Genomic DNA, 21,817 nt, shown 5'->3' with positions numbered 1-21,817 from the left:
ATGTCGCTTCAGATGGCGCTGACGAAGTAGGCCACTACGTACGCGAGCAGAAAGGCCAGGCCGCCCTGGGCGATGGACGAGACATCGAGACGCAGGGCGTGAGCGCGGGGACGACGACGTGATGGCGACATGACAGGCTCCGGGTGAGAGGTCGGTTTTGTTCAGACGCCCCGTGCCTCAGTCCCGTCACATGCCCGTCACATGCCCGTCACATGGCCTTGCCCGACGCCTTGGTGCGGGCCGGGTCCACCGGGCCGTTCAGACGCCAGTCGAAACTCGTGGCGCCAAGTGGAAACCGCCCTTTCTCCAGCACGTCCCGTGCGGCGGGAAAGAAGGGGGCGAAGTACTTGCCCAGTTCCACGTTGTTGGCGCCGAAGTCGCTGCGATACTGCAGGATGACGGGGCTGAGCCAGAGCACCCGACCGTTGTAGCGGTTGCGTGTCGTGTCGGCCAGAAACACGCGCGCCTGCTCGTTCAGCTGCTCGTCGAGTGTGGCGCCCAGGTAGGCTTCGCTGCGAAGCGGCGCCGCCCCGCGGGCCGCAGGGACGATGGCAAAGTGAATGCGCGGCTCCCGGAACTGTGTGCGCAGAATGCGGTGTTCCACCTCGTCCAGCGTCCAGGTCTTGCCTGCGGCCTTGACCAACGGCACGCTCCATGGGCCCTTGAGTCGGAACACGCCCAGGGTCTTGTGCAGATTGCGAATGGTTTCGCGTTCACCACTCGACACAATGAGCTGCACGGTCCACGCATTGTAGGCGTTGATCCAGTACGCGAGGCGATCGTCCTCGTCGAGCGCGTCCACGGCCACGGTGGGCAACCACGCCAGATAGCGTGCAAACGCGCTGTCGCGCGCCACGCCGTCATAGTCCACGCGGCCATCACGCACATGGCGGCGCAACACGGCGTCCCAGTCGCGATGGTCGGCCCGCAGGGTAGAAGCGGCGGCCGGCCCGGTTGTGGCGCCCTGCGCCCAGCTAATCGTTGCCACGGTCGGGAACGTCAGCGCTGCCATGCCGCACGCGGTGGCGAGCGAGGCGGCGCGCAGCACCGTCAGCGCACGGCGGGTCATGGTCCCGCGCATTATCGTTCACCCATGATGGAAGACTGGTTGCTCGGTATCTGGCGTCTGATGCGCGCCGACCCTTCGCTTGATTTCGCGCCCGGCGTGCGCATGGAGTTTCTTCCTCAAGGGCAGCTGCGGTATCACGTGGATGTGGGCGGCCGCGATCAGGTGATCGAACTGCGCTACCGCCGCGACGGGGATCTGCTGCACACCGACAATCCGGCGGCGCCGCATTCGGCGACCGTGCGCATCGTGCATGGCGAGGGTGATGTGCTCATGCTCGACTTCGCCGGCGCCATCGCCCTGCTCGTGCGGGAGGATGGCATTCCGGGGCGCTGACGCCCGACGACGGCGCCTCAGGGGCCGTAAACCACCGGCGAAGTGCCCTGGCGAATATCGCGGGCACCTGCGGCCACACCCGCGCCAACCGCGAGGCCGGCGGTCAGCGCCGTACCCAGGCCGACCAGCGGCAGCAGACCGGCAAACAGACTGCCCACGAGGAAGACGGCGCCACCGGCCAGCCACGGCGCACCACCCTTCTGGATGGCATCCACGTAGCGCAGGCGGCTGCGCACGAACTTGCGGGTCGAACCATGCAACACGATGGCCAGCACACTGGCGATCGCAAAAGACAACAGGAAGGAGATCATGGGTCCTCCGGGGATGAAAGCCGGCGGTCATGACGGTCTGACCCAACGGGGACAGAACGCAGGTGCCGGGTGCTGTTCTCCCTAACGGGGTGGGCGCAGCAAGGTTTCAGCACCTGCCGCCCGTGTCCATCCGCTACGCCGGGGACGGGCGTGGCCCACAATCCCGCTCAGCGCCGCCGCGGCGCCTCCACCCGGGTATAGTCGAGCGGTACGCTGAACAAAGCCGGGTCAAGCCGCCGCCGCTCCACCTTGGTCACCTCCAGCATCACGGTGCCGTCTGAGCGCGCCACACGCAGCGGGAATCCGCCGGGCGGAAGGGCGTCCTGCACTGGATCGGTTCCTCCGCGCATCAGGGTGAGCGGATTGACATACTCACCCAGCTCCGTGGTCACGCAGAGTTCCAGCGAATCGGCCCGCTCGGCGACACGCATCACCATGCGCATGACGTCACAGCGCAGTCCCGCGATCGTTTCCGTGCGCCCAAGTCGTGTGCTCGTGACGACCGGCGCCGGGCCGCGTGCAGTGCCTCCCGGCGGCGTCGCACTGACGGACGCGCCGGAATTCGCGGCGGCAGGCAGCGGCATCTCGCGATAGCTCGCCTGCGCAGCCATGAGCAGATACGCACGGGACTCAGCCGGCAGGACCAGCAAACTCATGGCCCCACCCGCCACGTTCACACGCGCCTTGCCGTCACGGACCAGGTACTCCATCACCTGCGTTTGCGGCCCATTGGGCGAAGGCAATGTGGCACGCATGCTGACACTGCCTTCGAAGGCGCGGGACCGCGCGGTCTGCGCAGCGAGCGTCGGCGACACCAGCATGTGCCCACCGAGCAGCCCGGCGATCATCAACGCCGTGGTGCGAGACGCGGGCCTCATCGCATGCCCTCGCGCAGTGCGCGCAGCACGAGCTCCGAGAACTGGTCGACTTCATCGAGCGTGGTGTACACGTTCGGTGTGACACGGATGCCGCGGAACTCGGCGTGCGTGATGGGCGTCTGCACCACCCGGTGCTTGGCGAAGAGCCAGCTGCCCAGGGCGTCGTGATCCATGCCGTCGATGGAGAGGAAGCCGATACCTGCCCCCCAGGGCGAATCAAGCGGGGTGAGCACCTTCACGCGGCCCTGCCCTTCAGCCATCAGGCGTTTGGCCCAGCGATCCCGGAGGAAGCGCAGCCGCGCCACCTTGCGATCGGCTCCGATGGCGCGATGAAAGGCCGTGGCCATGGCCACGGCATTGTGGTTGGCCGCCGGGTGGGTGCCGATCTCCTCGAACTTGCGAATATCGCCTTCCTGCCCGGGATTCTGGGCCATGAGCGGCCAGATCGACCGAATGCGATCGCGTCGCATATACAGAAAGCCTGTGCCGATGGGCGCCGTGAGCCACTTGTGCAGACTGGTGCCGTAGTAGTCGCAGTCGAGCGTATCGCGAGTGAACGGGAAATGCGCGTAGGCATGCGCGCCGTCGACGAAGGTCTGCACGCCGCGTGCGCGGGCCATGGTCACCAACTCCTTCACCGGCAGAATCTGTCCCGTGAGGTTGGTGATGTGCGTGATCTCCATGACACGGGTGCGCGGTGTGATGCCCGCCGCGAAGGCATCGACGATGCGCTGCGGGTCCGTGCACGGCACCGGAAACGAAATCTCCTTGATCACGATGCCTTCACGCGCGGCCCGCTGCTTCCAGGCGTTGATCATGCGCCCGTAGTTCTGGTTGCTGATCAGCACCTCGTCGCCGCGTTTGAGATCGAGCCCGTAGATCAGCGTGATGAGCGACTCGGAGGCGTTGCGCGTGACGGCCATCTCTTCCGGATCACAGCCGAAATCCTGCGCCAGCTCGCGGCGCACCACCTCGATGCGCGGCTCGAGCGTCTGCCACATGTGAATCACGGGCAGCTCGTTCGAAAAGCGCAGGTCGCGCTCCAGCTTGGCCATGACCTGCGACGGCGCCGGCGAACAGCCCCCGTTGTTGAGATTCACCCAGGTGCGATCGACGTCGAAGGCGCGCTGAATGGGCTCCCAGAAGTCCTCATCGGCGGCGAGGGCTTCAGCGGTGCGTCCGCGGGTCAGACCGGAGAAGTCCGGCAGCGGCCGATCACCGGCCACCTGCGTGGCGTCAATCAGGCGACGCACGGCGTCCGGCGCGTAGGTCACGGACAGGGCGGGCAGCGCCGACGCGCTGGCGAGGGCGGAAACGAAATGGCGACGGTCCATGCGGAAAACTGGGGGACGAACCGGGCCGCCGCGAGTCCCGTGGCCAGAGTCGCATTTCGCCTGTCCGCGTCGTAATCTCTCGGCATGATGCCCCCGCGCGTTTTCCGTTTGCCGACTCGCCTGACGACGTCGGTCTTCGCCACGCTGGCCCTTGCCCTCGGCGCCTGTGCGCAACCCCTCACCATTGCGCCCAGTGACGCCAGCACCGTGCTGGCCAAGCGCAGTATCACGGCGCCCAACCCGGGGGAGAAAGGCACACACGCCGTCCGCTTCCTGTACTACGGCAGCGGCAAGGATCGGCGTCGGCCGGAGTATCGCGATTCCATCACCTACCGTACCGGTACGGTGGACGCGTCGCCTTACGCCCGCATGGAGCCGGCGGCGGCAAAGAGTCGCAAGAAGTACTGGGGCTACGACAACACCGCTTTCCCGCTCAATGCGCGCGTGTGGTATCCCGAAGGCACGGGGCCGTTTCCCCTCGTGCTCGTCGTGCACGGCAATCACGATATGACGGAGTACTCCGATCCGGGCTATCAATGGTTGGGTGAACTCCTCGCTTCGCGCGGTTTCATTCTCGCGTCCATCGACGAGAATTTCCTGAACGGCGGCATACGCGGTGAAAACGACGCGCGTGGCTGGATGTTGCTCAAGCATCTCGAAGTGTTTCGGGCGCTCAACGACAGCGCCGGCAAGCCACTGGCCGGCAAGGTGGACATGTCCCGCATCGCGCTCATGGGGCACTCACGCGGTGGAGAGGCGGTGGCCATTGCCGGCGCCTTCAACCGCCTGCCGGCCTACCCGGACGACGCCACGCAGCGTTTCAACTTCAACTTCAACATCAAGGCGCTGGTGGCCATTGCGCCGGTGGACGGCCAGTATCGTCCCGCCGAGCAACCCACGCCGGTGCACGACTACAGCTACCTCGTCATTCATGGCTCGCACGATGGCGACGTGAGCAGCTTCATGGGCCTCACGCAGTACAATCGCTTCCGCTTCACGCGCCCGGGCCCCGAGTTCAAGAGCGCCATCTGGATGCACCGCGCCAATCACGGACAGTGGAACACCGTGTGGAACGACCGCGACAATGGTGACTACTCCGTGCGTGCGCTGCAGCTCAAGGCCCTCATCGATGGCGAAGAGCAGCGGCGATTTGGCCGTGTGGTCATTGGCGGCTTCCTCGAGGCCACGCTCAACGGCCGCGACGAGTACCGCATGATCTTCCGCGATCACCGCAGCGCCGGAGACTGGCTGCCGCCCACCATGTATCTCACCCGCTACGCCGACGCCCGCACGACCATGCTGGCCACCTTCGAAGAGGATGTGGACGTGAGCAGTGGTTCAGTGCCCGGCGTGCGCCTGCTCGGCGACTCGCTCAGCACCTGGCGCGAGTCCGATATGCCCTCGCGCTCACGCGCGGCCACCTTCCGCAGCAACGCGGCAACACTGGGCTGGAACAACACACCGGTGGGCAAGGACACCACGGCCCCGCGTTGGCCCGCGCGCTTCACCGTGTCACTCAGCGACTCGCTGTCCCGTGCGCTCTCGCTGACGCCGCAACATGCGTTGCTCCTGACCGTGGGAACCACGGACCAGAAGCCGGGGCCGCGCCGAGTACCGCGTGACACCAGCAAGCGCGATAGCACCAAGAGCGACAGCGCAGGCAAGGCCACGCCGCCGAAACCCACTGCGGCAGGCAAGTCGTCCGGCAAGCCGCCCAAGGACACGGTCCCGCCCGACTTCACACTCGAACTGGAAGACGCGGACGGGCGCGTGGCCCGGCTGCCCCTCAGCACCTTCGGCGCGGTGCGCCTGCCCATCGAGAGCTACATCTATCGCCGACGGGGCCGCGACAAGTCGCAGTTCCCCACCCTGGCGGAACCCATCATGCAGACCTATGTCGCGCCGCTTGCGGCATTCCGCGAGGCCAACAGCGCACTCGATGTCACCAGGCTGCGCGCGCTACGCCTGGTTTTCGATCGCAAGCGAGCCGGCACCGTGCAGCTCGACGACATCGGCGTTTCCCGTCCGCAGTAGCGCGCCGTCACGCGTAGTCACCGCAGGTATTCGCCGCGCGCATGGTCGCCGCGCGCGTCGGGTCATCAGAACCGCGTGCGCACACCAAAGGTGATCGTACGTCCCATGAGCAGCGCGGTATTGTCCGGCGCACCGCCCTGCACGTTGAGCAGGTTGTCACCGGCCAGCACCGCAGTGAGTGCGCCGCGCAGGCGCACCTGCAGGTTGGCGCGCCAGCGCGTCACGCCATCGTACGCCGTCCAGTAGTTGCGCATGGCTGCCCCCTCGAGCAACCGCACGTCGGTGGAGTCGGCCAGTACGACTCCCAATGACGCGCGGTCGTACGACAGCCAGTCGGCCGCGTGCGAGAGACTGCTGCTCAGAGCCCATCGTCCCGCGTTCCAGCTTGCACTGAGACTGGCCGTGCGCGATGGCACGTCGAACATGCGATCACCGGCACGCAGCTCGCCGGCATAACTGCGCGCCACCTGCGCCACACGACTGTCCACCAGAGTGAGGGTTCCGGCGAGCGTCAGTCGCGACAGACGCGTCTGGCCTTCCACCTCCCATCCGCGATTGGTGATGGCCCCGACGTTCTGCAGCGAGTAGCGCATGCTCTTCACCACGCGGCCGCTTCCCGTGAGCGTGTTGGTGATGACGGGCACCGCCTGAATGAGACCGTCGGCCCACTGATCAAACCGCGTCAGATGCAAGGCCACACGCGTGCCGGCATGCACGTCCACACCATACTCCACGCCACGCTGCCGTTCGGCATCGAGGCCGGATGCGCTGCGCGCCGTCACCGGCACGCCCGACACGGCGCCCAGTCGCCCGCCTGCGCCTTCCAGCGAGCCGCCGCCACCAGCGCCGACCTGACCCATCCAGGTCCCCGAGCGCAGCACCGTGCGAGCTGGCCTGATGCCCGTCCCAAAGGCCGCGCGCGTCTTGAGCGTCAGCGCGCCCACATCGCGGACGTAGGCAGCGCCAAGCATGGGCAGGAATGACGTCTGTGCCTCGGGTGTTGCGCCCGTCGTGCGCTCCACACGCCCACCGGCCGACAGGAACCAGCGATCCTGCCAGGCCAGTTGCCCCTGCACCAGCAGGCCGCGACTCACGTACTGACTTTCGAGATCGACCAGGCGCACACCGGGCGCCGTATACCGCACACTATCGGCGCCGCTCCCCGCGGGCCCACGGCCACCGTTGCGCGTCGAGTCGCCCAAACCGCCGCCCGTGATCGACAGGACCGACAGGTCAGGCGCGCGCGAGACCGACTCGCTGGTGCTGATCTGTTCAGCGCCCAGTGTCAGTGTCCCAAGCAGTCCGGGCCGAATGTCGTAGCGCCCGACACTGCGCAGTCGCGTGGTGAGACGGTTGGCGGAGCCGTTGGAATCGCCGAGTGCCGACACGGTGGTACTGCCAAGCGGACCGGGAACCGCAGCACCGGAAAGCCCCTGCAAGGCGTAGCCATCGACGCCGGCAATGAAGGTGTGTGTCCAGCGCAGCGACGGCATGAAGGACACGCTCCCGCCGGCCGTGTACTGCGACACTTGCTGTCCCAGCGCGCTGTCACGCGGACCGATGGGAATGCGAATTCCCAGTGAGGTGGCGCTGTCCAGCAGTCCGCCATCCGTCTCCTGCCGCGTGAAGCGCACGAGACCGTTCCATACGGCACGTTGCTGGGTGTAGCGGGCGTTCACGTCGGCCAGCACCCGTCGTTCAGCGGCACCGGGCTGAAACTCACCCACCGTGCCCAGGTTGACGCCCGCGCTGATGCTGCGCGCCGCCGTGCCGCGACGCAGCGTGACCGCGTGGTCCTGCACGAGAGGATCGCGCGCAACCAGGCCGGCGCTGGTCACACCAGCCATGCTCGAGACATGCACATCTGTCTGCCCCTCGCTGGTGCCATCGTAGCGCGTGAGCACATGAACCACACCACTGATGGCATCCGCGCCATACAGCGCAGCCCCTTGGGGCCCGCGGATGATCTCCACCCGGGCAATGCGCGTGGCATCGAGCTGCATGACCAGCAAGGGGTTGGCCACCTCCACGCCATCCACATACACCTTGGGCGCCGTGACGCCAAAAGAGCTGGCGCCACGAATGCTCCCGAAACGCGCGCTCACCGACCCCGCACTGGTGGCCCACATCCAGACGCCCGGCACCGACAACTCCAGAGCATCGCCCAGTGTGCGCACGCCGTGCGCCGACAGTGCGTCACCCTCCACCACATCGAGCGCAAACGGCGAACCGCGCTGGGCCACACCATCCGGCGATCCGGTCACCACCACCCGATCGAGCAGACTGGGGGCGCGGACACTCTGCGTTCTGACCGCCATTGCCGAGGGCGGCATGACGGCGGGTGGCGTGGTTGTGCGCACCGGCGCGAGCACGATATCCGTGGCGCCCACGACGACCGCACGCAGGGCTGCTCCCTGCAACAGGTGATCGAGCACCGCCCCAAGCGGGACGCGGTCCACCTGCACACACACGTTGCGTTCGACCGGCAGCAACTCGGCACTGTAGGACAACGAAATTCCGCTGCGTTCCGCCAACTCATCGAGCGCGGCGCGCAGTGAGGCCTGTGGCAGACGTAGCGTCACCACACGATCCAGCGGCGCCGCCCACAACGCCGCGCGCTCGCTGGCCGTGACCCGCGTAAGACAGCCGGGCTCCGCCGGCGCGTGCCGCGCATCGGCAAATCGCGCATCGGCAAATCGCGCATCGGCAAATCGCGCATCGGCAAGTCGCGCATCGGCAAATCGCGCATCGGCGCGCCGCGGCACAGCCAACACAAGGATCGCGCCAATCAGCGCGGCCCGAACGGACAGGCCGCCGGCCGTCATCGTCCGGACGGAGGTGTCTCGCCTGCGGGCACGAGCTGCACCGTGTCGCCCCGCTGAATGAGATCCGCGCCCAACGCGAGTGACAGTACGTCGAGAACAGGCGCCAGGGAGTCCGTGCGAAAACGGGTGGTGATGGAACGCGACATCAATTCGCGGTCGGCGATCACCAGGGTGACTCCAAACCAGCGCGCGAGGTCGGCACGCACCTCAGCCAGTGACGCATCGCGATAACTGAGTTCTCCGCGTGTCCAGTTGAGCACCGTGGCATCCACACCACCGCGCGCGATACGCACCGTATCAGAGAACACCTCGCCCAAGTCACCGGCGGCGAGCTCCACCTCGCGTGAGGCGGGACCACGCGGTGCGACGGCCACGCGCCCTTCGGTGACAGCCACGGTGGCACTCCCTGCATCCAGCGCCTTCACGGTGAAGGCCGTACCGATGTCGCGCACCAGCACGTTGCCGGCGCGTACAACAAATGGGCGCGCGTCGTCATGCACCACGGTGAAATGCGCAGCGCCCTCCAACGTGAGCTGCCGCGACGCGTCCCCATAGTCTACATCGAGCGCCATGCTGCTGCCCGGTGCCAGCACCACCTGCGTGCCGTCACTCAAGCGGACCGTGTCCGTCTGTCCGATGGCCGTGCGATACTCGCGCACCGCATTGGGCTTGGTGGACGTTCGTCCCTGCAGGACGAGCACGGCCGCGAGCCCCGCAGCCAACGCCACACCCAACCCGCGCCACGGCACGCGGCGACCGGGCAGTTGGGATGTCCGCGGCGAGTTCCGCACACCGGCCGCCACACGACGCTCCGGCCCGTGCTCCTGAGGCACCAGTACCGGACGCGCCGACGGCGGCGTGAGCGGCACCGCATCGAGTGCCTCGATGTTGGCACGCACCGCGCGCAGCGCCGCCTCGGTGTCCACAGTGAACGGCGCCACACGCTCCCGGTGCTGGCTCTCGTGGGCCTCCGCCGTGTGCAGCGTGTACACAAACATCCGCAGATCCGGATCGTCTGCCAGTCGGGCCTCAACGGCCGCGGCCTCCGGCGGTTCGCACTCGCCGGCCACGTAACGCGCCAACGCCTCCCATTCCGGGTCGGCGCCTGGCTTCGGCTCGTTGTGGATTTCGTCAGACATACCGTGAAAACACCGCGGGGGAATGGAACCCTACCTCCCGCATTAGTATATCAGCAGCCCGACGCACGCGCCGCTCGCGCCGCGTACCCGCTCGCCTTTCGCCCCCCACGTGACCGACGCCGACCTCCTGGCCCGCCTTCGTTCCGGAGAACACGACGCCTTTGACGCGCTCTTCCGTCAATGGTACGAGCCGGTCGTCCGCGTGGCCCATCGCATCCTGCGTGATCAGGGGGTGGCCGAGGAAATCACACAGGATGTCTTCCTGGAGCTGTGGCGCCGGAAGGACAGCCTGCCGGACGGCAGTTCCGTACCGGCCTACCTCATGCAGTCCGCACGCAACCGCGCCCTGAATCATCTGCGACACCTCAAGGTGCAACAGAAGTCGCAAATTCATATGGAAGCGTTGCACGAACCGTCAGTTGCGGCCGATACCGAGACGCGCAGCACCGAGCTCATGGCGGCCATCCATGACGCGGTCGCTGCACTGCCACCGCGCACGCGCGAAGTCTTCACGCTCAGTCGCGAACGCAATCTGCGGTACGTCGAAATCGCCGACTTGCTTGGCATTTCCGTGAAGGCCGTCGAGGCCAACATGAGTCGCGCGCTGCGACATTTGCGCGAGCGCCTCGCCCGCTTCATGTAAGGTCGGCAAGCAGGCGGCGTGATCGTGACGTGGGGTATCCCGTCACTGGTGTGTCACCCCGGCACCTACGTCAAACATGCACCGGCTGCGCCCACCGAGTGGGAGGCTGCGCCAGTGCCCTGCCGGAGACACACATGCGTTCTTCAGGAAATTCGTCAGCCATCGTATCGACGCTGTTGGGCGGCGCGCTGCTCGCCACACTGGCCGCGTGCAATTCCGACAGCGTGTCGCGGCCGACCGAATCCGGTCTGCTCGTGGGAGGCGCCTTCAGCGCCGTTCCGAGCGGCCTCGATGTCGCCTCATCGAGTTACGGCGGTGATGCCGCGTCGGAATGGGAAGGCCCCATGCGTGGCCCAATGCGCGGCATGGGTGGCATGGGCGCGTTCGGCGGACGCGGCATTCACGGTGGCCCCGGCATTGATGGGCTGATGGGTGGCGGCCTGCGCGGTGACTTCCGTGGCGACAGCGCAAACGGACCGCGGCCGCATCCGCACCGCGGACCCTTCGCCGTGCGCATCGACTCCACCTGTACGCTGTCCGGCAACGACGTGAACTGCACCAATGTGCGCAATGGCCTCACCACCAGCAGCATCTTCACCATCACCTCGGTGGACGGCGCGGCGCAAACACGCATTGATTCAGTCACCACCAACACCGTGCGCACCCGCACCACCGTTACCGGGACCACCACACGGCGCGTGCCGGCCCCCGGACGTGATTCGGCGGCCGCGCCAACCATCACCGCCACCGTCAACGCGAGCAGCGATCGCACCGTGAGTGGCCTCGCGGCTGGCAGCACGCAGCGCACGGTGAACGGCTGGTCGAAGAGCGCCGAGTCCATCAGTGGCACCAACCGCGACGGTGAGCGCTTCACCGCTATTCGCAACGCCTCCGACACCACCAAGGGGCTCGTCGTGCCCACGGCAACGACGACGAGCGCGGCCTATCCCACGGCCGGCACGGTGGTGCGTGTGATGTCGGTGCAGACCGCCATCAACGGCGGCGCGGCCACCACTAACGAGCGCCGGGAAGTGTTGACCTACAACGGCAGCAACACCGCCACGCTCGTCATCACCGAGAACGGCACCACCAAGACCTGCAGCATCACGCTGCCGCGCGGCCGGCCATCCTGCAGCTGAGTCGCCGCGGAGTTCAACGCAGCCTGAGTCCCACGCGATGCGACACGGGACGCCCGCCACGCATGGGCTCCACGCTGTAATCCACTGAGAGTCTGTCCACCGTGAGCCCGACACCCGCTGTAATCAGCGACTCGTCGGGCTCACGCGGCAAACGCAGACCCTGTCGCCACACAATGGACACGCCCTCGATGGGCACGTATCCCAATTCAATGCCACCGGCGGGTCGGACAAAGCCGTCGCCGTCCACACTGAGCTGAACCTGCGCGCCCATGTCGAGATACTCGCCCATGGGCATCATGCCACCGCCAAAGCCCACGGTATAGCGCAGCGGCAAGGGCACGCGCGCATCACCGAGTTGCGGGCGCATGCCGAGGTTCTGCACCGTCACGCTGAGCGCACCCGGGCCGAAGGCTCGCGCGTAGCCGAGGTCAACGGCCACCACCGACTCCGATTCGCCGCCAATGCGCTCCTCGGCGTACTTGACCGCCACACCCAGGCGCTGCCCCTTGAACACCCGCGCCAGACCGAGGGCCACCAACTGACTGCCCGCCTCGCGCTCGCCGCCATCACTGAGTGTGGTGGTGCCGTTGCGCAGCACCTCACCGTACGGCAGCGCGGGGGCCCGCCAATCCAGCACCTGTGCACCGAGTCCGATGGTGGTGCCGCCTACCGTGCTGATGGTGGACACACTGCCATGGGTGGCCGCTCCACCATAGCGCTGCACCGACGCGGACGCGCCGCGCGCCGTGATGAGCATGGCGGGTGCCGTGAACACCGCATCGGCGTCGGTAATGGCCGCGCCGGCGTTTCCGAGAGCAAGGACACGCGCGCTGCTGGGCGCGCGCAGCACCAGCGGCCCACTGCGTCGCTGAGCGGACAGCTCGCGTGCAACAAGTGGGAGCGCCAACACAGTGAAGGCGAGAACATGAGAGGCCGCGGTGAGCGCGCGGCGAAGCGGCAGCTTGCGATTCGGGAGAAGCATGTGTCAAATGAACGCCATGAGCATGCGGCCCGCCAGCACGGGGGGCCTCGCCGCACATTCGTCCCCTCCACCGATTTCGTCGTGACATCCGCGTCCTGGGAACTGGGTCCCGCCGTACCGCAAACGCGTAGGCCGTGGCTGCGTCGACTCGGTCGCTGGCTGCTGCAACGCGCCGGCTGGCGGTTCACCGGCCAGATGCCCAACCTGCCGCGCTTTGTCGTCATCGTGGCGCCACATACCTCCAACTGGGATTTCCCGGTCGGTCTCGCAGCCAAGTGGGCCCTGGGCTTCGATGCGCATTGGTGGGGCAAGGACACGCTGTTTCGCCCTCCACTGGGCTGGTTCATGCGCGCCAATGGCGGCATTCCCGTGGACCGGCACAACAAGCACAACGTGGTCGAACAGACCATCGCCGCCATGCGGGCCAGTGAACGCTTTGCGCTCGCCCTCAGTCCCGAAGGCACGCGCAAACGGGTCACCGAATGGCGGTCCGGCTTCTGGCATGTGGCCAAGGGCGCCAATGTGCCCATCTGCTGTGTGGCCTTCGACTGGGAGCGCCACGAAATCCGGCTGGGTCCCGTCCTCACCGCCGACGAAGACGACACCGCCGCCGGCATCGCCCGGGTGCGCGCGGCCTTTGGCGAGGTCCGTGGCTATGACCGCTCCCAGCGGATTGCCCTCGACTGATCGCGCGCGCCAAACACGACCCGGGGGTTAAAACGCGACGATTTCGTCGCGTTTTTTGCGTTTTCCCCCTTCCCTCCCCGCGCTCCGCATCGGAGTTTCCATGGTATCCCTCACGGAGAGAGCCCTGTATGCGTGTGACGACCGTCGGCGTGGTGGGCGCCGGCGCCATGGGAAGTGGCATCGCCGCACTGGCAGCGTCCGCGGGTTGCCGCGTGGTGCTGCTCGACATCCCCGGCGACCCTGATCCAGCCTCGCCCAATCGCAGCGCCCCGGCGCGCAACGGCCTGCAGAAGACCCTCAAGGCCAAGCCCGCGGCGTTCATGGACGCCAGTGCCGCCGCGCGTGTGCGCCCCGGCAACACCGAAGACCATCTCGCCTGGCTGGCCGAGTGCGACTGGATCGTCGAGGCCATCATCGAGCAGCCCGCCCCCAAGCAGGCGCTGTTCGCGCGCATCGAAGCGCTCATGAAGCCGACGGCCATCATCTCGAGCAACACCTCGGGCATCCCCATGGCCGTATTGCTCGACGGACGCGGAGAGAAGTTCCGCCGCCGCTTCCTCGGCGCGCACTTCTTCAATCCGCCGCGCTACATGCACTTGCTCGAGCTCATCCCCACTCCGGACACTGATCCGGCCGTCATCGGGGCCATGCGCGCCTTCGCCGAGCGCACGCTGGGCAAGGGCATCGTCATTGCGAAGGATGTCCCGGGCTTTGTGGCCAATCGACTTGGCGTCTACGGCATGGTGGCCACCATGCGCCGCATGGAGCAGCACGGGCTCAGCATCGACGAAGTGGACGGGCTGACGGGCGCGCTCATTGGACGCGCGCGCACGGCCACCTTTCGCACCGGTGACCTCACCGGTATCGATGTGCTGCAGCATGTCACGCGCGGCATCGGCGCGGCCACCGGCGAAGACTTTGCCATGCCCGCGTGGGTGGGCGACCAACTGGTCGCCACCGGCAAGCTGGGTGACAAGACCGGCGGCGGATTCTATCGCAAGGCGAAAGACGGCACCTTCACTTTCGACTGGAAGACCGGCGAGTACGTGCCGCAGCAGCGGCTCGAAGGCGGCGAGATCGGTCAGCTCATTCGCATGCCCCTCGCGCAGCGGCTGAAGGCGGCGGTCAAGCTGCCTGGGGCACACGGCGCCTTCCTGCGCGATCATCTCGCCGACGTGGCGCACTACACGCTCACACTCGCGCCGCAGTTGGCCTACGATCTCGTCGCCATCGATCGCGCCATGGAGTGGGGGTACGGCTGGGAGGCTGGCCCGTTTCAGATCATGGACGCGCTCGGACTCGACTGGTTGCGCGCCGAGTTCGGTGCGGAAGGACGCGACGTACCGGCCCTGCTCGAGCACGCGCAGGGCGCGTTCTACAAGGGCGACGAAGCGCTCACCTTCGACGGGAATTACGAAAGCATTCCGGCCGTGCCGGGTCGCGTCTCGCTCGCGGCCATGGCGCAGACCGGTCGTGTGCTCGAAGACAACGGCCTGTCGCGCCTGCTGGACATGGGCGACGGCGTGGCCTGCTTCGAGTTCCGCTCCAAGATGAACAGCCTCGGCCAGGGCGTGCTCGACGGCCTGGCCAGTGCGCTGCGCAAGGTGGAGAAGCTGGGCTTCAACGGCCTCGTCATCGGCAACGAAGACGCACGCGCGTTCAGCGTTGGCGCCGATCTGTCGCTCGTGTCATTTGCCGTGGCGGCCGGCGCATGGGAGGACATCGAAGCCTCCATCAAGGCGTTTCAGGATGCCACCATGTCCATTCGGCGCGCGCCGTTCCCGGTGGTTGTCGCCCCGGCCGGCATGACGCTGGGTGGTGGCGCCGAAGTCACGCTGCACGCCGATGCGGTGCAGGCGCATGCCGAGACCTACATGGGCCTCGTGGAAGTGGGTGTGGGCCTCTTGCCTGGAGGTGGCGGCACCAAGGAACTGCTCATGCGCTTCACCGGCGAGCTGCAGCAGTACGAGGAACTCGATCTGTTTGCCGCAGTCAAGCGCGCGTTCAAGCTCATTGCATTTGCCACCACCAGCACCTCGGCGCATGAGGCCCGCAGTCTCGGCTATCTCCGTCAGAGTGATCGCATCAGCATGAACCGCGATCATCAGTTGGCTGATGCCAAGCAACGTGTGCTCGACCTCGCACCCGGCTACCTCCCACCAACCGAGCGAACCGTGCGCGCCCTTGGCCGCGAGGGACTCGGCAATCTCGAGTACGCGCTCTGGGCCGCGCACGAAGCGGGACAGGCCAGTGCGCACGATGTGCGGGTGGGCCGCGCCGTTGCGCAGGTGCTGTGCGGAGGCGATGGTGCTCCGCGCGATGTGACGGAAACCGACCTGCTGGACCTCGAGCGCGAGCACTTCCTGTCCTTGCTGGGCACAAAGGAAACGCAGGAGCGCATCGCCTACACCCTCAAGACCGGCAAGCCGCTGCGCAACTGAGCGCGAGGAGCAGATCGATGACTGAAGTCGTGATCGTGAGTTGCGCGCGCACGGCCGTGGCCCGTGGCAAGGCCGATGGCGCGCTGGCCACCGTGCATCCGGTGGATGTATCGTCGGCCGTCATGCGTGCGGCCATGGAACGGGCCGGCGTCAATCCGGCCAGCGTGGAAGACGTGCAGTGGGGCTGCGCCATGCCGGAGGCCTCGCAGGGCCTCAATCATGCGCGACTGGCGTGGTTGCGTGGCGGCTTTCCCGTGGAAACGGCAGCCGCCACCATCAATCGCTTCTGTTCCAGTGGATTGCAGGCGGTGGCCTACGCCGCGCAAGCCGTTGGGGCGGGCCAGGGCGACGCGGTGCTGGCCGGCGGCATCGAGATGATGTCGCAGGTGCCCATGTCGGGCTACAACGCGCGACTCTCACCGGAAATCGTGGAGTCCTACATCGGCATGGGCTTCACGGCCGAACGGGTGGCAAAGCGCTGGGGCATCACGCGTGAACAGCAGGACGCATTTGCGCTGCACAGTCAGCAGAAGGCGGCCGATGCACTGGCACGCGGTGTGTTTGCCGACGAAATCGTGCCCATCGCCGTGCCGCAGTACCGCTGGGAGGGTGCGAAGAAGACCGTGAGCGAGCGCGTGTTTGCCGTGGACGAATGCCCACGTCTCGACACCACGGCCGAGGGCCTCGCCAAGCTGCGACCGGCGTTCGTGCCCACGGGTTCCGTGACGGCCGGCAATGCCAGCCCCTATTCCGACGGCGCGGCCGCCGTGCTGGTCATGTCGGCAAGCGCGGCCAAAGCGCAGGGCCTTGTGCCACTCGCGCGTTTCGTGAGTTTCGGAGTGGGCGGAGTAGACCCGGACATCATGGGCGTAGGACCCATCAAGGCGGTGCCCAAGGCGCTCAAGCGTGCGGGAATCACGCTGGCCGACCTCAAACTCATCGAGTTCAATGAGGCCTTTGCCGCGCAGGCCCTGGCCGTCATCAAGGAACTCGATATGCCCACCGACATCATCAACGTGAACGGTGGGGCCATCGCGCTCGGCCATCCGCTGGGCGCCACCGGCGCCAAACTCACCACGCAGCTCATTCACGAACTGCGCCGACGCGGTGGCGGCTACGGCATGGTCACCATGTGCATCGGCGGCGGCATGGGCGCCGCCGGCATCTTCGAGGTGTACGCCTGAGGACGTACGCCTGAGGACGTACGCCTGAGGGCGAACGCCTGATCGTGTGCGCCTGAGGGCGCACACCGTGTCCGTCAGGCGATAGCCGCGGGATTCACACCGCGCAGCAGAAAGACACGCGCCACCGCCTGCTCGATCTTGTTGTTGGGCGTGCTGGCACCGGCCGTGATGCCCACCCGCAGCGGACCGCTGGTGGGCAGCCACGGCGACATCGTGTCTTCGTGATGGTGCTTGTCGATGCGGCGATAGCGCACCGCATTGCCCCCCACGTCGATGTCGTCGGGATCGGCAATGTGATACGTGGGCACCTGCTCCGCACACAACGCGGCCAGCGAGATGGTGTTGCTGGAGTTGTAACCGCCCACCACCACCATCAGGTCAATCGGCTCCTGCAGCAACTCCTTGACGGCATCCTGTCGGTCCTGCGTGGCGCTGCAGATGGTATCGAAGGTGCGGAAATGGGCCTCGCGATGCGCGGGACCGTACGCGCGCACCATGGCCTCGCCTACCGCCGCACCAATGGCCAGCGACTCGCGTGCGAGCATCGTGGTCTGGTTGGCCACACCAATGCGCGCCAGATGCACATCCGGGTCAAAACCATCGCTGGCGGCCACGGCAAACTTCTCGAGGAACGCGGCACGCGAGAGGGGCGCGCGTGTCGTCGGCAGGCCGGCGCGCGCTTCGATGTAGTCCATCACCAGCTCCGCCTCGTCCATGTCCCGCACCACGAGGTATTGGCCGCCGGGGTACTTCTCCACCTGTGAGGCGGTGGCGCGCGTCTCTTCGTGGTAGTACTTGCCGTGAATGAGCGAGGTGTAGCCGTCGCGCGCATACGCCTCCACACGCTTCCACACGTTCAGCACCGAGCCGCAGGTGGTGTCGACCACCACACAGCCCAACTCCCGCAACGTCTGGAAGTCCTGAATGGTCACGCCGAACGCCGGCAGAATGACCACATCCTGTGCGGCAACCGGCGAATAGTCGAAGCCCTTGCCACTCGCCGAGAGAAACTCCACCCCCATCTCGCGCAGCTTCTCGTTCACGTGTGGGTTGTGGATGATCTCACCCGCGAGAAAAATGCGACGATCGGGAAACTTGCGGCGGGTTTGATAGGCGTAGTCCACCGCACGCTCCACGCCGTAGCAGAACCCGAACTCCCGGGCCAGCCGGATGGTGGTGTCGCCCACCTCGAGGTGGTAGTCGCGCTCGCGCAGCAGATCCACCAGCCGGCCGTTGTAATCGGCGGCCAGGGTGTCCTGTACTTCGGCCTTGAGCCCGAAGCCCTTGCGAACGTACGTCGGGTCGGCGGAGGATGGAGTGGAAGCCATCCGGGAAATCTAGCGGACGCCGGGGGTCTCGCGTGAGGCGCTGCCTGCACGTGGCGCACGCGCCAACTCCACCGGACAGGCGTAGGGCTCCAACACCCGGCGATACTCCTCCGGCAGGGGCTGTGTGCGAAAGTCCTGTGCGTTGACACACACCAGGACCATGGCGGTGGTGGCCACGGCGCGCCCGCCCGTGCCATACAAATCCACGTGCAGGGTCAGCGACGACTCACCAAAGCGCGGCACATAGGTCACCAGCGTCAGCGCCTCGTCCAGACGGGCCGGTGCGAGATAGTCCACCAGCAACTGGCGCCGCGGCATCCAGAAGCTCGGGTGATCCATCAGCCGCGAGTACGGATAGCCCGCCGCACGCATGAGTTCCTGCTCCGCCAGCTCCACAAAGCGGGGCACGGCGCTGAAGCGCATGATGCCGGCCAGGTCCACGTCGGCCCAGCGCACATGTTCAACAACTTCGAAGGGGCGACCGGTCATGTGGTGTTCTGGGAACCATGAGCGAAGGAACAACGAAGGAACGGCCATGTAACGGCGCAGTCGAATCCCCCGCTGTCGGGGATCTCCCACTGGCCGAATCGCCGTCACGGATGCACCCTCAAGCTATGTACCGGACTCTCTTTGTGCCTGTCGACGGCTCCGCGCTGAGTGCGCGGGCCCTGCCCGTTGCCGCCGCCATCGCGCGTCGCACCGGCGCCCGCATTCAACTCGCGCTCGTGCACGACCCGAGTGCGTACATCCCCTTTGTGCCCGGCGAGGTCGCCATCCCGGTCTTCGATCAGGAGCTCGTGCAGTCGCAGCGCGAACGCGATGCCGAGGTGCTGGCGGCCACCGTGGCGCACCTGCGCGCACAGGGCCTCACGGCCGACGGGGAAGTACTCGAAGGCACGGTGGTCGAGGCGCTCGAGGAATTCAGCCAGCGTCATGCGGTGGATCTCACCATCATGACCACGCATGGACGCAGCGGTTTCGAGCGACTGCGGGTGGGCTCCGTGGCCTCGGCCTTCCTGACGCGCGCCACGGCGCCGGTGTACCTCGTGCGCGGCAGCGGGGACGCCACGCCCGACGACGCGGCGCCACTGCCCACCGCACCGCTGCTCTGCGGACTCGACGGCTCCCCGTTCTCCGAAGCCATGCTGCCACACGCCCAGGCCTTCGCGGCGGCTGTTGGCGTACCGCTCCTGCTGGCCGGTGTCACCGTCCCGCACGCCATTCCCATGGCCCCATTTGGCGCCGAAGCCCTGCTCGCCGACGACTCGGCGCTGCGGGCCGAAGAGGCGGGTCGCGATGACTACCTCTCCCGCATCGCCGCCACACTGCCCGCGGGCACCGAACACGTCTGCGTGACGGACATGAGTGTGGCCCGCGCGCTCGTGGAGCTGGCCGAGACACGTCAGGTTGGCGCCATCGCGCTGGCCACCCACGGACGCGGCGGATTCAAGCGCTTCATGCTGGGCAGCGTGACCGACGAAGTCATTCGTCACGCCACCACGCCCGTGTTCGTCTATCGCCCCACCGAAGGCGCGTAAAACTCGGGCGCCAGCCACGGCGCGAACGCATACGCCACCATGGGTTCATAAGCCCGTTGGCGATCCACCAGACCGGCCGTGAGGATGCCCACCGCTCCCCGGCCGTGTTTGGTGCCCGTCGTGCGCGCCTCGGCGTCCATGGCGTGCCCCAGTTCCTCTCCCGCCGTTATGCGGGCGGCCACCCGCTCCGGCAGCGGCATGGACAGTGAACCGCCAAGGCCTTCACCGCCGGCGCGATCCACCACCACGCACCACGCACAGGTGCGCAATCCGCCGCTGGCCGTTCGCACCACGCCACCTTCAAGCCCCACGCCGAAATGCGCGTGCGGCGTGGCGGCCAGCGCGGCCAGCGCGCGTTGACGGGCCCCCGCCTGGGTGACGTCGTCCCCGATGGGCTGATCCGCCACACCGCTGGCGACTTCGATGGCCTCCACGCGTACCGCCGCATTCACCGAGGCCAGCACCGCACGCACAGCGGCCAGTTTGACGGGATTGCCCGATCCCACTACCACGACCGCGTCATCCGGGAAGAGCCGATGCATCGCACGACACCAAAAACGGGAGAACAGGCGCGGCCGCTTGCCCGCTGCCGCTTGCTTGCAGCCACGTAGACAAGTAACCTCTCATCCACCGCTTTGACCATATGCCCGTCACCTCATCCAAAGCGCGGCGGGCCGAATCGCGCGATCAGGCGCCCGGTCCGGTTCCCCCGCGAACCCGTCTCTGGCTGGACTTCGTCAACACCGACACGGCCTCACAGCCCCCCGGTGGCGACTTGCTGCGCGACTTCGAAGCCCTGCTCACCTGGCTGCAGAGTCAGGACGTGGTGGACGAGGAGCGCGCGGGCGGCATCCGTCGTCGCGCGCTGCTGCAACCGGCTGCGGCCGCCGCCACCCTCGTCGATGCGCGCCGCGTGCGCGCCGCGCTGCGCGCCCTGGCTGAGCGCGGGCAGCAGGTGGAGCGGGTGCGCGAGGACGCCATTGTCGAAATCAACCGCGTGTTGGGCCGCAGCGCCGGCACGCGGCGCCTTGACCCGACGCCGGGCGGTGGGTTTACCCGCATCTTCGTGCCCACCGGCGACGCCTTTGCGGGCCTCATGATTCCCATTGTCGAGTCGGCAGCCGATACGCTGATCGAGAAGGAGCTGGGCCGCGTGCGCCGCTGCGCCGACCCGCGCTGTCATCGTGTCTTCATCGACGGCACCAAGAACGGTCTGCGGCGCTGGTGTGACATGGGCACCTGCGGCAATCGCGCCAAGGCCGCGCGGCATCGCGCTCGCACGCTGGGCGGCGCGTGAGCGGCGAGTACAGCGCACAGCCCGGACCGGAAAACGACCCGCTCTCACTGGAGCGGGGTTTCGTGGCCTCGCTGCGCTGGCTGGTGGCCGAAGGCGATGCACGCGGCGTCCGGCGTATTGCCGTGGAGTTGCGCGCGCTGCGCGAAGCACTCGCCACACTCGACGAAACACGCGCCGCACGCGATGAGCAAACGCGGCGCGTCGCCGAACTCGAGCGCGACCTGCAGACCGCACTCGCCATGCTGGGCCCCGGCACGGCGGTCAACGGCAACGGCACGCTCGTGCAGCGCCTCGCCCGACTGCGGGATCGTCTCGCAGAGGACGCGGCGGATCGGCGGCAACTGCTGCTCGAGCGGGACGCCTGGCGGGCCATGTGCACACTGCTCACGCAGACGCGGGCCGGCATGCAGGAGTTGCTCGAAGCAACCGAGACCGAGCATCACGCCGCACTGGGCGAACTCTCCGTGATGCGCGAGCGCGTCGTGGAACTCACCGTGATGCACGATGACGCAGCCGCGCAGGCCGCGGCTTCGCGGCAGGAGCTCGCCATGTTGCGCGAGCAGTTGCGTCATTGGGGGGAGCGCGTGGAAGTCGCGCTCATTGATTTGGCCGGGTCAGCCCGTCATCTCGCGGACTGACCCGATACGATGCACTC

At 67.2% G+C, this 21,817-nt stretch carries 21 protein-coding genes; 10 read left to right on the top strand and 11 right to left on the bottom strand.

Annotation, left to right across the window (positions count from 1 at the left end):
- Positions 1-8: 8 nt before the first annotated feature.
- Positions 9-131, bottom strand: coding sequence for a hypothetical protein (locus tag B2747_RS11275; RefSeq protein WP_291160606.1), 123 nt, complete (start codon positions 129-131; stop codon positions 9-11).
- Positions 132-208: 77 nt separating this feature from the next.
- Positions 209-1,069 (bottom strand): DUF547 domain-containing protein, encoded by an 861-nt coding sequence (locus B2747_RS11270; protein ID WP_291160603.1) that lies wholly within the window; start codon positions 1,067-1,069, stop codon positions 209-211.
- A 24-nt stretch (positions 1,070-1,093) separates the two neighbouring features.
- Between B2747_RS11270 and B2747_RS11265 the strand changes: the two genes are divergently transcribed.
- Positions 1,094-1,402 (top strand): hypothetical protein, encoded by a 309-nt coding sequence (locus tag B2747_RS11265; RefSeq protein WP_291160600.1) that lies wholly within the window; start codon positions 1,094-1,096, stop codon positions 1,400-1,402.
- A 17-nt stretch (positions 1,403-1,419) separates the two neighbouring features.
- On the opposite strand, the gene B2747_RS11260 is transcribed toward B2747_RS11265, so the two are convergent.
- The 3 genes from B2747_RS11260 to B2747_RS11250 all read right to left on the bottom strand — a co-directional run bounded on the left by B2747_RS11260 (position 1,420) and on the right by B2747_RS11250 (position 3,925).
- Positions 1,420-1,713 (bottom strand): hypothetical protein, encoded by a 294-nt coding sequence (locus tag B2747_RS11260; RefSeq protein ID WP_291160597.1) that lies wholly within the window; start codon positions 1,711-1,713, stop codon positions 1,420-1,422.
- A 167-nt stretch (positions 1,714-1,880) separates the two neighbouring features.
- Positions 1,881-2,591 (bottom strand): DUF4412 domain-containing protein, encoded by a 711-nt coding sequence (locus B2747_RS11255; protein ID WP_291160594.1) that lies wholly within the window; start codon positions 2,589-2,591, stop codon positions 1,881-1,883.
- Positions 2,588-3,925 carry an aminotransferase class V-fold PLP-dependent enzyme gene (locus tag B2747_RS11250; RefSeq protein WP_291160589.1) on the bottom strand — a complete coding sequence of 446 codons (1,338 nt, stop codon included), beginning with the start codon at positions 3,923-3,925 and terminating at the stop codon, positions 2,588-2,590. The genes B2747_RS11255 and B2747_RS11250 overlap by 4 nt, the downstream gene beginning before the upstream one ends.
- 84 nt (positions 3,926-4,009) lie before the next feature.
- Here B2747_RS11250 and B2747_RS11245 point away from each other — a divergent pair, with 84 nt between their 5' ends.
- Positions 4,010-5,959 carry an alpha/beta hydrolase family protein gene (locus tag B2747_RS11245; protein WP_291160587.1) on the top strand — a complete coding sequence of 650 codons (1,950 nt, stop codon included), beginning with the start codon at positions 4,010-4,012 and terminating at the stop codon, positions 5,957-5,959.
- A 65-nt stretch (positions 5,960-6,024) separates the two neighbouring features.
- Here B2747_RS11245 and B2747_RS11240 read toward each other — a convergent pair whose 3' ends face one another.
- Together B2747_RS11240 and B2747_RS11235 are read right to left on the bottom strand one after the other, a co-directional pair.
- Complete coding sequence (locus B2747_RS11240; RefSeq protein ID WP_291160584.1) at positions 6,025-8,784, bottom strand: TonB-dependent receptor; 2,760 nt, start codon at positions 8,782-8,784, stop codon at positions 6,025-6,027.
- Positions 8,781-9,923, bottom strand: a complete 1,143-nt coding sequence (locus B2747_RS11235; RefSeq protein ID WP_291160581.1) for a FecR family protein — start codon at positions 9,921-9,923, stop codon at positions 8,781-8,783. Before B2747_RS11235 ends, B2747_RS11240 begins: the two co-directional genes overlap by 4 nt.
- A gap of 109 nt (positions 9,924-10,032) precedes the next feature.
- Between B2747_RS11235 and B2747_RS11230 the strand changes: the two genes are divergently transcribed.
- Complete coding sequence (locus B2747_RS11230) at positions 10,033-10,566, top strand: RNA polymerase sigma-70 factor (RefSeq protein WP_291160579.1); 534 nt, start codon at positions 10,033-10,035, stop codon at positions 10,564-10,566.
- Positions 10,567-10,700: 134 nt separating this feature from the next.
- Entirely contained in the window at positions 10,701-11,705 is a 1,005-nt protein-coding gene (locus B2747_RS11225) for a hypothetical protein (RefSeq protein ID WP_291160577.1), read from the top strand.
- Positions 11,706-11,718: 13 nt separating this feature from the next.
- Here B2747_RS11225 and B2747_RS11220 read toward each other — a convergent pair whose 3' ends face one another.
- Positions 11,719-12,687 (bottom strand): hypothetical protein, encoded by a 969-nt coding sequence (locus B2747_RS11220; RefSeq protein WP_291160575.1) that lies wholly within the window; start codon positions 12,685-12,687, stop codon positions 11,719-11,721.
- A gap of 81 nt (positions 12,688-12,768) precedes the next feature.
- Here B2747_RS11220 and B2747_RS11215 point away from each other — a divergent pair, with 81 nt between their 5' ends.
- From B2747_RS11215 to B2747_RS11205, 3 genes are all read left to right on the top strand, one after another.
- Positions 12,769-13,374: a lysophospholipid acyltransferase family protein gene (locus B2747_RS11215; RefSeq protein WP_291160573.1), complete on the top strand. Its 606-nt coding sequence runs from the start codon at positions 12,769-12,771 to the stop codon at positions 13,372-13,374.
- A gap of 128 nt (positions 13,375-13,502) precedes the next feature.
- Complete coding sequence (locus B2747_RS11210) at positions 13,503-15,815, top strand: 3-hydroxyacyl-CoA dehydrogenase/enoyl-CoA hydratase family protein (protein ID WP_291160570.1); 2,313 nt, start codon at positions 13,503-13,505, stop codon at positions 15,813-15,815.
- A gap of 17 nt (positions 15,816-15,832) precedes the next feature.
- Positions 15,833-16,999 (top strand): thiolase family protein, encoded by a 1,167-nt coding sequence (locus B2747_RS11205; RefSeq protein ID WP_291160567.1) that lies wholly within the window; start codon positions 15,833-15,835, stop codon positions 16,997-16,999.
- Positions 17,000-17,073: 74 nt separating this feature from the next.
- On the opposite strand, the gene B2747_RS11200 is transcribed toward B2747_RS11205, so the two are convergent.
- Positions 17,074-18,327 carry a 4-hydroxy-3-methylbut-2-enyl diphosphate reductase gene (locus B2747_RS11200; protein WP_291160564.1) on the bottom strand — a complete coding sequence of 418 codons (1,254 nt, stop codon included), beginning with the start codon at positions 18,325-18,327 and terminating at the stop codon, positions 17,074-17,076.
- 9 nt (positions 18,328-18,336) lie between these two features.
- Positions 18,337-18,816 (bottom strand): acyl-CoA thioesterase, encoded by a 480-nt coding sequence (locus B2747_RS11195; RefSeq protein ID WP_291160562.1) that lies wholly within the window; start codon positions 18,814-18,816, stop codon positions 18,337-18,339.
- Positions 18,817-18,941: 125 nt separating this feature from the next.
- On the opposite strand from B2747_RS11195, the gene B2747_RS11190 reads away from it, so the two are divergent.
- On the top strand, positions 18,942-19,865 hold the full coding sequence (locus tag B2747_RS11190; RefSeq protein WP_291160560.1) for a universal stress protein: 924 nt from the start codon (positions 18,942-18,944) through the stop codon (positions 19,863-19,865).
- Here the strand turns inward: B2747_RS11190 and B2747_RS11185 are convergent.
- Entirely contained in the window at positions 19,841-20,407 is a 567-nt protein-coding gene (locus B2747_RS11185) for an inosine/xanthosine triphosphatase (protein ID WP_291160558.1), read from the bottom strand. The two genes, B2747_RS11190 and B2747_RS11185, sit on opposite strands and share 25 nt — an antisense overlap.
- A 101-nt stretch (positions 20,408-20,508) precedes the next feature.
- Between B2747_RS11185 and B2747_RS11180 the strand changes: the two genes are divergently transcribed.
- A complete protein-coding gene (locus B2747_RS11180; RefSeq protein WP_291160556.1) occupies positions 20,509-21,162 on the top strand; it encodes a CGNR zinc finger domain-containing protein in 654 nt (217 codons plus the stop codon).
- Entirely contained in the window at positions 21,159-21,800 is a 642-nt protein-coding gene (locus tag B2747_RS11175) for a hypothetical protein (protein ID WP_291160554.1), read from the top strand. The genes B2747_RS11180 and B2747_RS11175 overlap by 4 nt, the downstream gene beginning before the upstream one ends.
- Positions 21,801-21,817: the final 17 nt, after the last annotated feature.

Source organism: Gemmatimonas sp. UBA7669 (assembly GCF_002483225.1).
Taxonomy (GTDB): Bacteria; Gemmatimonadota; Gemmatimonadetes; order Gemmatimonadales; family Gemmatimonadaceae; genus Gemmatimonas.
This window is presented reverse-complemented; position numbering and strand designations above follow the sequence as displayed.

Excerpts from the sequence above, each read along its gene's own strand:
- B2747_RS11275 (WP_291160606.1), bottom strand. The coding sequence starts at position 131 with ATGTCGCCATCACGTCGTCGTCCCCGCGCTCACGCCCTGCGTCTCGAT.
- B2747_RS11225 (WP_291160577.1), top strand. The coding sequence starts at position 10,701 with ATGCGTTCTTCAGGAAATTCGTCAGCCATCGTATCGACGCTGTTGGGC.
- B2747_RS11205 (WP_291160567.1), top strand. The coding sequence starts at position 15,833 with ATGACTGAAGTCGTGATCGTGAGTTGCGCGCGCACGGCCGTGGCCCGT.
- B2747_RS11195 (WP_291160562.1), bottom strand. The coding sequence starts at position 18,816 with ATGACCGGTCGCCCCTTCGAAGTTGTTGAACATGTGCGCTGGGCCGAC.
- B2747_RS11265 (WP_291160600.1), top strand. The coding sequence starts at position 1,094 with ATGATGGAAGACTGGTTGCTCGGTATCTGGCGTCTGATGCGCGCCGAC.
- B2747_RS11270 (WP_291160603.1), bottom strand. The coding sequence starts at position 1,069 with ATGACCCGCCGTGCGCTGACGGTGCTGCGCGCCGCCTCGCTCGCCACC.
- B2747_RS11245 (WP_291160587.1), top strand. The coding sequence starts at position 4,010 with ATGATGCCCCCGCGCGTTTTCCGTTTGCCGACTCGCCTGACGACGTCG.
- B2747_RS11235 (WP_291160581.1), bottom strand. The coding sequence starts at position 9,923 with ATGTCTGACGAAATCCACAACGAGCCGAAGCCAGGCGCCGACCCGGAA.
- B2747_RS11190 (WP_291160560.1), top strand. The coding sequence starts at position 18,942 with ATGTACCGGACTCTCTTTGTGCCTGTCGACGGCTCCGCGCTGAGTGCG.
- B2747_RS11210 (WP_291160570.1), top strand. The coding sequence starts at position 13,503 with ATGCGTGTGACGACCGTCGGCGTGGTGGGCGCCGGCGCCATGGGAAGT.
- B2747_RS11185 (WP_291160558.1), bottom strand. The coding sequence starts at position 20,407 with ATGCATCGGCTCTTCCCGGATGACGCGGTCGTGGTAGTGGGATCGGGC.
- B2747_RS11200 (WP_291160564.1), bottom strand. The coding sequence starts at position 18,327 with ATGGCTTCCACTCCATCCTCCGCCGACCCGACGTACGTTCGCAAGGGC.
- B2747_RS11220 (WP_291160575.1), bottom strand. The coding sequence starts at position 12,687 with ATGCTTCTCCCGAATCGCAAGCTGCCGCTTCGCCGCGCGCTCACCGCG.
- B2747_RS11260 (WP_291160597.1), bottom strand. The coding sequence starts at position 1,713 with ATGATCTCCTTCCTGTTGTCTTTTGCGATCGCCAGTGTGCTGGCCATC.
- B2747_RS11240 (WP_291160584.1), bottom strand. The coding sequence starts at position 8,784 with ATGACGGCCGGCGGCCTGTCCGTTCGGGCCGCGCTGATTGGCGCGATC.
- B2747_RS11250 (WP_291160589.1), bottom strand. The coding sequence starts at position 3,925 with ATGGACCGTCGCCATTTCGTTTCCGCCCTCGCCAGCGCGTCGGCGCTG.
- B2747_RS11255 (WP_291160594.1), bottom strand. The coding sequence starts at position 2,591 with ATGAGGCCCGCGTCTCGCACCACGGCGTTGATGATCGCCGGGCTGCTC.
- B2747_RS11180 (WP_291160556.1), top strand. The coding sequence starts at position 20,509 with ATGCCCGTCACCTCATCCAAAGCGCGGCGGGCCGAATCGCGCGATCAG.